We start from the raw sequence: 13,884 nt of genomic DNA, 5'->3' as shown, positions 1-13,884 counted from the left end.
CAGTCGACCGTCGATCAACGAGCGTCGTTCGACTCGAGGAGGTGACGAGGGATGCGATACACACACGGAGTGGTCCACACCGGCGGCTCGGCCGCGGACACACTCGACGACTGGCTTCCGTCCGACGCCGGCATACAGTACGCAACTGACGGCGTGGCGATCGCGGCGGCACCACGGGTACACCGAGCCTCGAACGATCCTCACGCGGCCAGTGACGGATCGATCCGCTGTTGGGTGATCGGTGACGTGTACGGAGCCGACGCGAGCGACGGAACGCGATCCGGCCAGTACGAGGCCCGCCCCGCCGACGTCGATCCCGCCCAGTACTGTGTGTCACGGTACGAACGCGAGGGGCTCGACTTCGTGGGCGGACTCAACGGAAACTTCGCGTTGCTCCTGTACGACGCGGACCGTGAGCGACTCTCGTTGTGTACCGATCGACTCGGCACGGTACCGATCTACTGGACGCGGCCGGACGACGAGACGCTCGTCTTCTCGACGAACGTCCAGACGCTCCCGTTTCATCCAGCAATCGACACTGCGTTCTCTCCGGCGTACCTCCACGAGTATCTCGCCTTTCGCCGAACGTTCGGCGTAACGACGCCGTTCGAAGGCATCGAGAAACTCGAGCCCGGGACGATCACGACGCTTTCGCTCGCCGACGGCGAACTGACGAGCGACCAGTACTGGCGGCCGCGATACCGGCCGCGCGACGAGTCGTTCGAGTGGTTCGTCGACGAGTTCACACGTCGGTTCCGGACGGTCGTCGAGGAGTGGACGCGAGACGATCGCGACTACGGCGTGTTGCTCTCCGGGGGCAGCGACTCCAGGCTCGTACTGGCCGGCCTCGAGGAGGCGACGGCGTTACACATGAACGACTGGATGAACCGCGAGGCCCGCATTGCGGAACGGGTCGCGCTCACAGCTGACGCCGAGTTCGAACTGCTCGAGCGGGGGTCACAGTACCGGATCGACGCACTCGAGCGCAACCGATGGGCGGGCTCGTTCAACGGCTGGTTTACGCAGCCATATACGAGCGGCTTCGAAGACGAACTCACGAGTCGGGTCGACGGACTCCTGTCGGGACTGTACGCCGACTCGCTGTTCGATGGGTTCGGGATCCCGTCGCCGACGACGTCGCTCGGTCCCCTGGGATCGGTGTCCCTGCCGGTCGAGCGGTCGGTCGAGACGATCGACGACTACATCGATCGCCTGCTCGAGCGGGCCCACGACGACTTCGAAGCCCCGACTGATCTCCGGACGGTACTCGAGGAGAACATCTACCGCGACGGCGACCGTATCGTCCACCACGGCGTCACCTACGACTCGCTCGACGAACTCGTCTACTACGGCGATCTGTATCCGTTGTCGAACGACGACGATATGCGATTTCACACTGCACTCCGCCAGACGCTTCCGTACCGAACGCCGTTTCTCGACGACCGACTCGTCGACCTCTCGCTGTCGATGCCGATCCGGTATCGGCTCCGACGGAACCTCGTCGACCGGGCTGTCGAACGACTGGCCCCCGAGTTGGCGGCGATTCCGCACGCGAGCACCGGCGTTTCGCTCTCGCGGTCGTTCCCGGTCGCGTACGCCGGCGAACACGCGACGGAGTTCTGGCGGAAGTACGTCTCACCCCGGTCACCGCCGGAGCCGTACCTGACCGACGGCCCGTGGCTGGACGACGCGGAACTGCTTCGCTCGTTCGGGTTCGCCACCGACGTTCTCGAGGCGAAGGGCGATCTCGCCGACGCGCTCCCCGGGCCGGACGCCGACGCGATACGCGAGCTGTACCGGACCCACTGTCGCGGCGAGGACCGCGTCGGCGAGCTCTACACGCTGTTGACTGTCCTGACGATGCCCGCGACGGCGTGTGTACTCGAGGACGATTCGACGACGCGACACGATCACGCGACCGATCCGTTCGAGCGGTGTCTCCAACCGACGGTGATCGATCTTGACTGAAGACCGCGAGGCCGTCGTCGTCACCGCATCGCGATACCCACACGGGTACGCGACCGTCAGATCGCTCGGTGACCGCGACGTCCATACGATCGCCGCGGTCGACGACGAGTCCCTGAGCGTCACCGCCTCCCGGTACTGTGACGAGTCGGTGCTGGTCCCGCCGCCGAGCGATCTCCCGGCGTACAGGGACGCGCTGTTGGGCCTGGCCGCCCGGCCGGACGTTCGGACGATCGTCCCCCACCGCCCACACGATCCATACGTCCTCGCGAAGTACGCCGACGAGTTCGAGCGCCACGTCGACGTCGTCGTTCCGGACCTCGAGACGTTGCGATCGGTTCACGACCGAAAGCGACTCGCGGACGCCGCGGAACGGGCGGGGGTTGCGATCCCGGACACGGAACTGCTCGGCGACGTCGACGACTGGAGCGGCAACAGGATCGTCAAATCCCGGTACAATCTCCTTACCGATACGTACCTCGAGGAGTTCACGTTCGAGGACTCGACGATCGCCAAGTCGGTCGAACACGTGCCGGCGGGCGAGACGCCGGACGTCGACGCGCTCCAGGAGAAGATGGGCCACGAGCCGATCGTCCAGGAGTACGTCGAGGGTGAGGAGTTCCTCTTCGGAGCGCTGTACGACCGCGGCGAGGCACTGGGCACGTTCCAGCATCGCCAGCTTCGCGGCGACTCCTACACCGGTAGTGGAGGCGTCTTCCGGGAGTCAGTCGACATTCCGGAACTCGAGGAGGCCGGCCGGGCGATCCTCGACGAACTCGAGTGGCACGGCCTCGCCTGCATCGAGTACGTTCGGGACGCGGCGACGGGCGAGTTCTCGATCGTCGAGATCAACCCGCGGATGTGGCAGTCGCTTGCGTGTGCGACCCGCGCCGGCGCGGATTTCCCGACCTGGTACTGGCTGGCGGCCACCGACCGGACCGACCTGATCGAACCCGGCTACGACGCCGGCGTCGGCACCCACTACCTCTACGGCGAACTCGAGCACCTGGTGAGCGTCGTCCGCGAGGATTCCCCCTTCGTCGAGCGGCCCTCGCTGCCGGGCCGGACGGCCGAGATCCTGCGTTCGTGTTACGGAGTCCCGAACTTCGACTATCTACATCTGGACGACCCCCGGCCGATCCTTCGGCAGGTCAGGACCGAACTCGAGGGGGCGGTGACGAGACGGGTCGGATCGGAAAGCGACGAGTAATACGGTCTCCTGTCGTCACTGCCCACCGATCGCCGCCCCCACCCTGGCGATCGGCGGGCGATCGGGACAGCAGTCCGGACGACGGAGGAACGACGCGTCGGCGGCCGCGACCGATAGCGTTTTTGAGGACTCGTCCGTGACGAACAGTCGTGTACGTACGCGGAACCGTCGCGGGCGAGGTCGAGATGCGGACGGTGTCGACGAGCTACGGCGAGAGCGACCTCGCCGAGGTGCCGTTGAACCGCACCGACGAGAGCGACGATCCCGAAACGGTGGCTCGAGACGGCGGCGTCGCCGAGCCGACGGCCGCCACGGAGGCGACTACGACGGTGACGCTGTGGGGTAAGTGGACCGAGTCGGCCGAGCTGCTCGAGCCGGGGATGGAGCTGCTGGTCACCGACGCCGAGGAAGACGAATACCGGGGCGAGACTCAGTACTCGACGACGGGCGACTCCTACGTCGTCGTCGAGCCGAGCTTTCTGGTAAACGTGACGTCGATCCGTAGCTGGGTCGAGTGTCCCCGCCTCTACTATCTAAACAAGCTCTCGGGAATCCCGCTTAACTACCCCGTCGTGAAGGGGACGCTCGTCCACGAGGTGTTCGGTGACCTGCTCCGGGGCCGAGAGTTAGCGGCGTCGATCGACGCCCGCGTCGAGGAACGCGGCCTCGAACTCGGCCTGCTGGGCGAGACGCCCGACGCCGTCGCCGAGGACGTCCGCGAAAACGCGAAAGCCATCGAGGGCTGGCTCGAGCAGGGCAGACTCACGGCGGAAGACGACTGGCGCTCCGAGCAACTGCTCATCAGCGAGACGTTCGGCATCCGGGGCCGGGCCGACGCGATCCGGCGTGGCGCACCGGTCGAGCTCAAGACGGGGAAGAACCTCAAGAAAGAACCCCGATTCAAGGACAAGGTCCAGGCCGCCTGCTACGCGCTGTTGCTCGAGGAACACGGCGGCTCGGTCGACACCGGGACGCTTCTGTACACGAAGAACTCGGCGCTCGACCGCAACGAGGAGACCGGCGATCTCACTCCGGCAAAGGAGTTCTCGATGGGCGAGGGACTCCTGCAGTTCGTCGTCCGAGTGCGCAACGAGATCGCTGCGATGGAGGTCGCCGGCGACGTTCCGACGGGTTACGAGGGCGACGCGAAATGCGAGTACTGCTTCGAACAGGACACCTGTATGGTCGTCTCGGGTCGGCTCGACCAGGAGTCCAAGGCCGGCCAGATCGGGACGCCGCTCCCCGAGGACGAACGCGAGTACTTCGAGCGATTCTATCACGCGATCGAGGAGGAACGCCGGGCGGTCCACCGCGAGTACGCCAAGCTCTGGGAGCAAGACGCCCAGGAGCGAGCCGACGACGACCGCGCACTGATCGACCTCGAGTTCGTCGGGAAACGGGAACTCGAGGAGGGGCGGTGGGAACTGCGCGCTCGCCGGACCGGCGGCGCGACCTCGAAACTCCGGGAGGGGGATCTGGTGCTTGCGAGCAACGGCCATCCCGTCCGAGGGGATTCCGAACTCGCGCGTATCGAGCGATTGGACGAGGAGGTCGTGTTGACGGCCGACGAGCCGGTCGCAGTGACGCGTTTGGACGTCTACCCCTCCGAACTGACGACCGATCGCCTGCTCACCGCGTTACACGACTGTCTCCTGAAAGGCGACGAACGGCGGAAGGACGTGCTGTTCGGCCGTGAAACGCCGACGTTCGATCACCCCGAAGAGACGTTTATCGACAACAACGCGGCCCAGAACGAGGCCGTCCGGAAAGCCGTCGGCGCTCAAGACTGTGCGTTGATTCACGGCCCGCCGGGAACCGGCAAGACCTACACCATCGCCCGCGCGATCACTGCGTTGGTCGAGCGCGGCGACCGCGTCCTGCTGTCGGCGTTTACGAACCGTGCGGTCGACAACGCCCTCGAGGCGCTGCTCGAGCAACTCGAAGGAGTCGTCGACACCGAACGGGTCGTCCGCGTCGGCTCCGAAAGCGGCGTCCGCGACGATATGGAGCCCTATCGTCTCGAGCGCGCCGGCGACCCCGAAGGTCGACTCGCCGAACTCGAGAACGCACAGGTCGTGGCAGCGACGACGGCGACCTGTGGCTCGCGAGTGATGAAAGAGCAAGCCTTCGACGTCGCACTGGTCGACGAGGCTGCCCAGCTGACCGAGCCGGGAACCTGTGCGGCGATCAACCTCGCCGACCGGTTCGTCCTCGTCGGCGACCACGAGCAGTTGCCGCCGGTCGTCCGATCCGAGGGCGGCGACGAACCGCGAGCGGCCGACCTCACCGAGTCGCTGTTCGAACGGCTCGTCGACCTGCATCCGAACGCGGGCGTCATGCTCGATCGCCAGTACCGGATGAACCAGCGCATTCAGGCGTTTGCCTCCCGGGAGTTCTACGACGGACAACTACGGCCCGCCGAGCCCGAGGTCGCCGCCCGGACGCTGGACGACCTCGAGGGCGTCTCCCGCGACGCACTCCCCGAGGAACTGCGGGATCCGGTCGCGTTCGTCGACGTCCCCGGCGACGACGGCCAGTACACCGACAGCGAGGAGGCCACACGGATCGCCGACCTGATCGACACCTACGAGAACGCAGGACTCGAGCGATCCGAGATCGGCGTCATCGCACCCTTCCGGGCACAGGTCTCGGAGATCGAAAAACACGTGCCGGCGGCCGTCACCGTCGACACGGTCGACCGGTTCCAGGGCTCGAGCCAGGAGCTTATCGTCGTCTCCTTTACTGCGACCGGCTCGCTCGAGGGGCCGATCTTCGAGGACTACCGACGGATCAACGTCGCCCTGACCCGTCCGAAACGCGCGCTCGTCCTCGTCGGCGATTCGACCGCGCTGGCGTCGGATCCCGTCTACGAGCGGATGCTCGAGTGGGCACGAACGTAGCAGCCCCACCCCTCGACGTCTGAGACTCGAATGTTGCAGTTTCGGATACTGGAGTCTCGAATACCGCAGCCGAGAGTAACGTATTTGTCTCTAGTGACGTATTTCATCGAGAATGATGGAACGTTCCAGACGGCGAGCGCTCGCTGCGGTCGGGTGTGGCGTTTCGGGGGTGCTTGCCGGTTGTTTCGACGAACCCGCCGGCGCTGGCGACGGGTCGAACCGGTCGACGGTCGATCCGGACGGAGACGACGCGGGCCCGATGGTCGAAACCGCCACGACGGGTGGAGTCGTGGACTACCCCGCCTTCGTCGGCGACGAGATTACGGTCGACGAGGAGCAGAAGACGATCGTGTACGCGGATCCGGAGACGGTATTCGATCTCGTCGTCGGCGTCGAGGGCGACCGTTCACCGGACGGGATCCACGTCGGCCGCGATCTCTCGACGGCCGTGAAAGGTGCGTTCATCGCCCCGGTGTTCGACGACGGATTCACTCACCACGTCTTCGCGAACGAGTCGTTCGTCTCGTTTGCCGACTGGAACGTGATCTCCCTCGAGGACGAGACACTCCTCGACGTCGACGACCGCGTCGTCACGTTCGACGAACTGGACCACGGCGTCTTCCACTGCAGCGTGTCGCCGCCGGCAGACGCGACCACGACGGTGATCGCAGACACCGATGACGCGATCGAGCACACCCTCCCCGAGTCGACGTTCGTCGGCATCGCCGAACGAGCCGCGTCGGCGACAGAGAACGAGTCATCTTTATCATCGGCTGACGATCCGCTCGTGTGATACGTCTCGAGGACGAGAGCGAACCCATCCGTGGGGCCGTCCCGGCCGAGTACGCCGACGTCGTCGTCGCGATCACCGAACTCGGCGGCCCGACGACACTGATGGTTCTGCTCGCGGTGTTGTTCTGGTGTCACGACAGGCGGCGAAGTGCGCTCGTGATCAGCTACGCCGTCGCGGGACTCGGATTCATGTTGACTCTCGAGACCGTACTCGGACTCCCGCGGCCGCCCGAATCGGCGCTTCTCACACCACTCGAGATCGACGGCTACGGCTTCCCGAGCGGCCACGCCTTCGCGGCGACGGTCGTCTACGGCGGGCTGATCTCGGTCTTCGATCGCCTGCGGGACTGGCGAGCGATGACGGCGGCCGCGGCGATCATCGTCGCCATCTCGCTGTCTCGAGTCGTCCTCGGGGTCCACTATCTCGGCGACGTGATCGTCGGCATCGTCCTCGGGATCGTCTTCGTCGCCGCGATGAACCGACTCACGCGTTCGATTCCGACCCTCGGGTTCGCGATCGCGGCCGTCTTCGCGGTTCCGGCCGTCTTCCTCACCGGTGGGACTACAGACAGCGTCCTTGCGCTCGGCGGTGCGATCGGCGGGGTTCTCACCGCCGGCCGGATCGATCGACTGCCGGCTCTGCGTTCGCGACTCGAGGGACTCGTCCTCGTCGCCGTCGGCGGTGGCATCGTCGTAGGGCTCCGGACGATGGAGACGGTCGTCGAGGTCGCACCACTGCTCGTCGCCCTCTATGCCGTCCTCGTCGCGTGGGTGTTCTCCGCGCCGCTCGTGGTCGGGCGGCTGGCGTCGGCCGGCGCTGCGCTCCGGTCGCAGTTCTAAACCGGACGAACTCACGGGGACGCCGGAACTGACTTACAGCCATCCGTGTGAGCCGACAGCATGGAAATACCACTCGGAGCCGGAACGATCGATCCCGCCGTGCCGGACTGTCCGACGACGGTCGCCGACCCGCCGGGCGGCGAACCGGTCGACGTTCGCGAGGCCGCCCAGCGGGCGCTCGAGGACCCGCTCGGAGCGCCGCTTTCGACCCGAGTCGACCCCGACGACGACGTCACGATCGTCGTCACCGACGTGACTCGCAAGGCGCCCGACGATATCCTGCTTGACGTCTTGCTCGAGCGCCTCGCGGCGTGTGGAATCGAGCGCGAGCAGGTGACGGTCGTGATCGGGCTCGGTCTCCATCGACCGATGACCGACGACGAGATCGAGGCGATGCTCGGTCCGCATGCTGATCTGGCGGCGAATCACGATCCCGAATCGGTCGTGGTGGTGGGGACGGTAGCCGACGGCGAGGTCCCCGTCGAGATCGGCGAACCGGTCGCCGACGCCGACACGGTGCTCTCGACGGGTGTCGTCGAGCCCCACCAGTATGCGGGCTTCAGCGGCGGCGCGAAGACCGTCGTCATCGGCGCCGGGGGCGAGTCGCTCATCCGATACACGCACGGCCCAGAGATGCTCGCCCGCGAAGGTGTCCGACTGGGCCGCGTCGAGGGGAACCCGTTCCGCGAGACGCTCGACGCGGCCGGCGACCTCGCCGGCCTGGACTTCTCGGTCAACCTCACCCACGGCCCTGCGGGCGTCCTCGGTGTTCGCGCAGGGGACGGCCGGCGTGTCGTCCGCGAACTCGCTGCCATCGCTCGAGACGCCCTCTCGGTCCCGATCGATCGCGAGTTCGACGCCGTGGTCTGTGGCGTCGGCGCGCCCAAGGACGCGAACCTCTACCAGGCGACCCGCGGGGCGACCTACGTCGCCCTCGGGGATCGAAATCCGCTCCGAGAGGGTGGCCGACTCGTCGTTCCCGCCGCGCTGCCGGAAGGCGTCGGCGACGGCACCGGCGAGCAACGATTCTATCGCCGACTGAGCGGGGCGAACGACGCTGAAACCCTCTATCGAGCGATGCGCGAGGGGTACGAGCCCGGCGCCCAGCGGGCGTTCGTCGTCGCCCGCGTCCTCCGGGAGCACGACCTCTATATCACGAACAGCGAGGCGCCCACGGTCGTCGAGGACTGTCTCATGCACGCCGAAGCCGACGTAGCCGACGCACTCGAGTCCGGCAGCGAGGTGCTCGTGGTCCCGGACGCGTTGAACACGTTGCTCGTCGATCCCGACACGTGACCTCCGCGAAGGCCCTCGGTGGTGTTGGCTTCCCGCTGTCGGCGACGAGCCCCCGGCTCGGGTCTGCGTCGAGGTCTCGCAGCTCCCGGAGGACGTCCGCGTCGAGATGGACGCGATCGCCGAACTCGCGTAGCTCGAGTCGTCTCGAGGGTCCGGCGCCATACCGGGTTCGAGACCCCGTTTTCCGTTCTCGTACTGTTGAACGCCGTCAGTATCCGAGCTCGAGTGCCCCATTGATCACGATCGCGATCGCGACCGCGGCGAGGGCGGCGCCGAGAAAACCGAAGGCGACCGCCCAGCCGAACAGGTCCGCGAGCAGTCCGACGACGACGGAGCCAAGCGAGGCGACGATCATGTAGACGGTCCGGACGAGGCCGAAGCCGGCGTTTTGTTCTTCGTCGGAGAACGCATTCAGGAACCGGGGCATGAGCGCCGAACCGAAACTCATGGCGACCCCGACGAACGCGACACTGACGACGATCGCTGGAAGTCCCGACGCCGTCACGAGCAGTCCGAATCCGACGACGCCAGCGAACATACAGCCGGCGAGGGCACGGTCGCGACCGAACCGGTCGGAGACGGCTCCGACGCCGACCTGGGCGACACCCTGGACGACGAAGTACACTGAGAAGAGCGTCCCTGCCAGGGTCGTCGACGCCTCGTGGTGTTCGATGAGAAAGGTCGGCAAGAACGACGCCGTCCCCTGCCAGGCGAACTCGCCGATGATAGCGATCACGAGCGTGAACGCGACCGCCGGCCGCGAGAGGAGATCACGGACGACGCTGACCTGGAACCGATCCCGGAGTGGCGTCTCGGGACGGCGGGGTTCGGTCGGGCGAACCTTCCAGGCGAAAAGCACCGTCGCGGGGATCCCTACCACTGCGACCGCGGCGACGGCGACTCGCCACCCAAAATGGATCGCAAGCCACGCGACGGCGACCGGCGTGACCAGACCAGCGACCGTCGCACCGGAGTTGTGAACGCCGATGGCGGCGCCGACGTTGCCGTCGTAGGTGCGTGCAAGCAGCGTCGTCGCGACACTGTAGTGTAACCCCGCGACCGCGCCAAGCAGGATCGTCGCGAGGAAAAACAACGCGAACGCGGGCGTGATCGAAACGGCTAGGGCAGCCAGCGCCGACCCACCGACGGCGACGAGGATGATCGATCGCTCCCCGTACCGATCCGCGAGGACACCGCTTGGATACTGGGAGAGACCGTACGCCAGCCACATCCCGGTCAGCGAGAGCCCGACGACCGCGTTCGAGACGGCAAACGTCTCGACGATCTCGGGGATAACGGGGCTGATAGCCAGTCGCCCCATCATCGTAACCAGAAAGGCGAGCGTACACAGCGCGAGGACGGTCTCTCGATATCGCCAGCGCATCGACGGGAACCAACTCGTCCCGATGAAAACGGACGGCGATATTTAGCCTGCCCGATTCGGCGGATAGATCTACCTGTTACAGTCCCGAAAAGAGTGGGACGTGACCGGTTCGGGGTTCGATATCAGGGACCTCCCTATACCGTCGCAGTCGACGAGTGAACCCGATCCGTCCGGCAGCGAAGCGCTCTGAGACGATTATTAACCACGATTAAGTAGTTCCCGCGCCTAAAAGCGGCAAGAATGTCCTATAACGTGCGAAACAGCGTACGTGATCTCCGACGGGCGTTTCATCGCCATCCCGAACCTGGGTGGCGGGAGTTCCGGACGACGGCCCGCGTCGTCGACGAACTCGAGCGCATCGGCGTCGACGAGATCGCCGTCGGTCGCGAGGCGCTGGCAGCGGACGAACGGATGGCCGTCCCCGACGACGAGGCGGTCGAACCCTGGCTCGAGCGGGCCCGTGAGGCCGGCGTCCGTGAGGACGTCCTCGAGCGGATGACCGGCGGCAACACCGGCGCCGTCGCCGTCCTCGAGCAGGGAGCGGGACCGACCGTGGGACTGCGCGTCGACCTCGATGGAATCTCGATGGAGGAGTCGCCGGCCGACGACCACCAGCCGGCCGCGGAGGGCTTTCGCTCGGAACACGACGGCTACATGCACGCCTGTGGCCACGACGCCCACATCGCGATGGCACTCGGCACGATCGAGGCGGTCAAAGCGAGTGCGTTCTCGGGGACGCTGAAGGTCTTCTTCCAGCCCGCCGAGGAGATTTCCGGCGGCGGGAAGGCGATGGCCGAGGGTGGCTACCTCGAGGACGTCGATTACCTGTTGGCGGTCCACGTCGGCCTCGACCACTCGACCGGCGAGATCGTCGCCGGCGTCGAGAAACCCCTGGCGATGGCACACCTGACGGCGACCTTCGAAGGAGCAAGCGCCCACGCGGGGAAAGCGCCCAACGAGGGTGGGAACGCGATGCAGGCCGCGGCAACGGCGATCCAGAACGCGTACGCGATCCCCCGCCACAGCGACGGGATGACCCGCGTCAACGTCGGGTACATCGAGGGCGGTACCGCGAGCAACGTCATCGCCGAGGAGATCACCATGGAAGCGGAAGTCCGCGGCGAGACGACCGGCCTGATGGAGTACATGCGGACCGAACTCGAGCGCGTCTGTTATGCCGCCGCGGAGATGCACGACTGCGACGTCACGCCGCGGGTCATCAGCGAGTCGCCCCGGGCGGACAGCCATCCCGCGCTCCGGGATCTCGTCGGCGACGTCGCTCGCGACGTAGACGGCGTCGATCGCGTCGTGCCGACGACCGAGTTCGGCGTCAGCGAGGACGTCACCTACCTGATGCAACGTGTCCAAGACGGTGGCGGTCTCGCGTCGTATCTCCTCGTTGGGACCGATCACCCGACGAACCACCACACGCCGACGTTCGACATCGACGAGGACTCCCTCGAGATCGGCGTCTCGGTGCTGGCCGAGACGGCGGTCGAACTCTCCCGCCGGCCGGTCTGACGTCCCTCTCGAGGATATTGTGTCAATACGTAGTCATCTCTGAAAGAACAGAAACGTTAATTCGCGGCCCCACTGTGTGTCACGTATGAGCCAGGACGACGTGCCGGAGTCGCTGCAGACGGCGGCCGATTCGGATCGGCCGCGCGGAATTCTTACGCCCTCCGATCGCGACTTCCTGCTCGGTCGGAAGACCGACTACACGGATCACTCGAAAAAACAGAAGCGAAACCGGATCCGACGTCGGGTGCGAAACGCGATTCTTGATTTCAGTATCCTCTTCGAGTACATGGAGGAACGCGACCGGGAGACGGTGTTCGATCCCGACGACGAGGAACGCGACGCCTACACCCAGGGGATCACGGACATGCTCGCCTTCTTGCATCTGGGGACGAGGGGGTATCACACGCCGTTTAAGGACATGCTCTCTGAGGGTGTCGGCAAGGCCGAACAGCAACTGGCCGGCTCGAACTACCGGATGGTCAACGTCGAGTTCAACGTCGAGCCGGTCGGCCAAATCGACGTCGACGACGTCATCGAGAAACTGGAAAACGAGGAGTTCGCCCAGCTCACCGACGAAGAGCTCCGCGCGTTCGTCCGGCTGTTGACGATGTCCGACGGATTCTCCCCCGAGGCGACCCGCGAGGAAATCAAAGACCGCGTCGACGAGTTCTCCGAACGCGTCACCGAAAGCGCCCAGGCACGCGACCGCAAACTCGAGGAGCTGACGAACTGACCGACTCGAGCGCAGGCAGGATTTTATCGCAGGATGGTGTACGGGCATTATGTCGATAGCGAACTGGCTGTTTTCAGCACTTCTGATATACTGTCGGACAGAACTATTGTGAGCATTTGCCGCTTCCGTCCGGCGAATTCTCTTCAGTGACTGCTGTCCGACAGTATACTACAGGCCCACTTCGCGGCGTCGTATCTCGTTCCACTGGATAGCGAAGCCCAACGAGAGTTCGGTGGCCTCTTGCGGTGGGTCTGGCCGTGGAGTGATGGCGACAGTGGACTGTTGGGCCAGCTCACGATGTCGTCCGATCTGCCGCTTCTCGGATTGTTTCTCGAGATGATCGCGGCAACCTTCTTTTTCTGTGCTGCGCTCGCGGTGATAGCGTTCTGGGTTCCGTTCGGCTGGTGGCGGATACTGGCTGGGGGTGGGGCGATCGTGTCGTTCGTCTTGATGACAGGGTTCTTCGGAGCTACGAAGCTGATACCGATGGCTCTCGACGTCGTCGTTTTGTGGGCCGTTGTAACCGATCCGCTCCAACTCCTAATGGGGATCACCGCATGCGGGATGATCGTCAGCGTAAGTTCGTCGTCGACCACTCCGAAAACAGTACGTGAAACGGCTCGACCGGACTCGAGATCACACAGTACAGTCCACATTTACTGATATCGTTATCTAACTCTCGGTGGAATCACTCGGAAGTAACTGGAGTCCACGAGAGAAGTTGGAGAAATCTCCCTGAATGTCCAGTAATAGATACTGTTGAGGGCGCTACGACTGATTCGAATCCATAAACACAACCTGTGTATAACGAATACAAAAAGAACAGTTTATCCCGTAGTGATTGACGATGCGCGGCACGGGTAGTTGCGAGGCCAATCGAAACTCACGCTCCTGCAGTCCCGACCACTGTGTATCAACGCGAACGGGGTCGGTTCCGCAGCAGTCCCGAAAGCGTCCTCGACGAACTCGCAGAGTCGGGCTGCGATCCGTTCTTCTCGATCGCCGTTGGGTTGGCGAGGACGAACACAACGCCTCGTTGCAGGTCGAGGTCGGCCTCGCGCAGACGGTTCACCGCACGGATACCGCTTCGCTCGTCGCCATGAACGCCGGCAACGACCACCTCCTCGGGCTCTCCTGGTCCCCGAACGGTCACATCGGGCGGACCGAATTTCGTCTATGTTCTTGGGATACTATCCCGACACGGGGATGGCTCGTTTGCTGGCATATCCCGGCACGGATCGTC

The 13,884-nt window shown here is 65.1% G+C and carries 10 protein-coding genes and 1 pseudogene; 9 read left to right on the top strand and 2 right to left on the bottom strand.

What is annotated here, in order from left to right; genetic code table 11:
• Positions 1-51: 51 nt before the first annotated feature.
• From RBH26_RS03200 to RBH26_RS03170, 7 genes and pseudogenes are all read left to right on the top strand, one after another.
• Positions 52-1,968 carry an asparagine synthase-related protein gene (locus RBH26_RS03200; protein WP_306756504.1) on the top strand — a complete coding sequence of 639 codons (1,917 nt, stop codon included), beginning with the start codon at positions 52-54 and terminating at the stop codon, positions 1,966-1,968.
• Complete coding sequence (locus RBH26_RS03195) at positions 1,961-3,175, top strand: carboxylate--amine ligase (protein ID WP_306756503.1); 1,215 nt, start codon at positions 1,961-1,963, stop codon at positions 3,173-3,175. The genes RBH26_RS03200 and RBH26_RS03195 overlap by 8 nt, the downstream gene beginning before the upstream one ends.
• A gap of 149 nt (positions 3,176-3,324) precedes the next feature.
• Positions 3,325-6,075: an AAA domain-containing protein gene (locus RBH26_RS03190; protein ID WP_306756501.1), complete on the top strand. Its 2,751-nt coding sequence runs from the start codon at positions 3,325-3,327 to the stop codon at positions 6,073-6,075.
• Between the two features lie 112 nt (positions 6,076-6,187).
• Positions 6,188-6,868 (top strand): hypothetical protein, encoded by a 681-nt coding sequence (locus RBH26_RS03185; protein WP_306756500.1) that lies wholly within the window; start codon positions 6,188-6,190, stop codon positions 6,866-6,868.
• Positions 6,868-7,707 carry a phosphatase PAP2 family protein gene (locus tag RBH26_RS03180; RefSeq protein WP_306756946.1) on the top strand — a complete coding sequence of 280 codons (840 nt, stop codon included), beginning with the start codon at positions 6,868-6,870 and terminating at the stop codon, positions 7,705-7,707. Before RBH26_RS03185 ends, RBH26_RS03180 begins: the two co-directional genes overlap by 1 nt.
• Before the next feature lie 60 nt (positions 7,708-7,767).
• Positions 7,768-9,003, top strand: coding sequence for a lactate racemase domain-containing protein (locus tag RBH26_RS03175; RefSeq protein ID WP_306756499.1), 1,236 nt, complete (start codon positions 7,768-7,770; stop codon positions 9,001-9,003).
• 40 nt (positions 9,004-9,043) lie between these two features.
• Positions 9,044-9,136: pseudogene (locus tag RBH26_RS03170) on the top strand (Rid family hydrolase); the annotation flags it as partial.
• Positions 9,137-9,211: 75 nt separating this feature from the next.
• On the opposite strand, the gene RBH26_RS03165 reads toward RBH26_RS03170, so the two are convergent.
• Positions 9,212-10,387: an MFS transporter gene (locus tag RBH26_RS03165; RefSeq protein WP_306756497.1), complete on the bottom strand. Its 1,176-nt coding sequence runs from the start codon at positions 10,385-10,387 to the stop codon at positions 9,212-9,214.
• A 240-nt stretch (positions 10,388-10,627) separates the two neighbouring features.
• On the opposite strand from RBH26_RS03165, the gene RBH26_RS03160 reads away from it, so the two are divergent.
• Positions 10,628-11,908 (top strand): amidohydrolase, encoded by a 1,281-nt coding sequence (locus RBH26_RS03160; protein WP_306756495.1) that lies wholly within the window; start codon positions 10,628-10,630, stop codon positions 11,906-11,908.
• An 85-nt stretch (positions 11,909-11,993) separates the two neighbouring features.
• Positions 11,994-12,641, top strand: a complete 648-nt coding sequence (locus RBH26_RS03155; RefSeq protein ID WP_306756494.1) for a hypothetical protein — start codon at positions 11,994-11,996, stop codon at positions 12,639-12,641.
• Between the two features lie 913 nt (positions 12,642-13,554).
• Here the strand turns inward: RBH26_RS03155 and RBH26_RS03150 are convergent.
• Complete coding sequence (locus tag RBH26_RS03150; RefSeq protein WP_306756493.1) at positions 13,555-13,794, bottom strand: succinylglutamate desuccinylase/aspartoacylase family protein; 240 nt, start codon at positions 13,792-13,794, stop codon at positions 13,555-13,557.
• Between the last annotated feature and the right edge of the window lie 90 nt (positions 13,795-13,884).

It is taken from the genome of Natronolimnohabitans sp. A-GB9 (assembly GCF_030848565.1).
Classification (GTDB): domain Archaea; phylum Halobacteriota; class Halobacteria; order Halobacteriales; family Natrialbaceae; genus Natronolimnohabitans.
The sequence above is the reverse complement of the archived record's forward strand: the minus strand, read 5'-3'. Positions and strand labels throughout refer to the sequence as shown.

Excerpts from the sequence above, each read along its gene's own strand:
- RBH26_RS03155 (WP_306756494.1), top strand. The coding sequence starts at position 11,994 with ATGAGCCAGGACGACGTGCCGGAGTCGCTGCAGACGGCGGCCGATTCG.
- RBH26_RS03165 (WP_306756497.1), bottom strand. The coding sequence starts at position 10,387 with ATGCGCTGGCGATATCGAGAGACCGTCCTCGCGCTGTGTACGCTCGCC.
- RBH26_RS03200 (WP_306756504.1), top strand. The coding sequence starts at position 52 with ATGCGATACACACACGGAGTGGTCCACACCGGCGGCTCGGCCGCGGAC.
- RBH26_RS03175 (WP_306756499.1), top strand. The coding sequence starts at position 7,768 with ATGGAAATACCACTCGGAGCCGGAACGATCGATCCCGCCGTGCCGGAC.
- RBH26_RS03160 (WP_306756495.1), top strand. The coding sequence starts at position 10,628 with ATGTCCTATAACGTGCGAAACAGCGTACGTGATCTCCGACGGGCGTTT.
- RBH26_RS03185 (WP_306756500.1), top strand. The coding sequence starts at position 6,188 with ATGATGGAACGTTCCAGACGGCGAGCGCTCGCTGCGGTCGGGTGTGGC.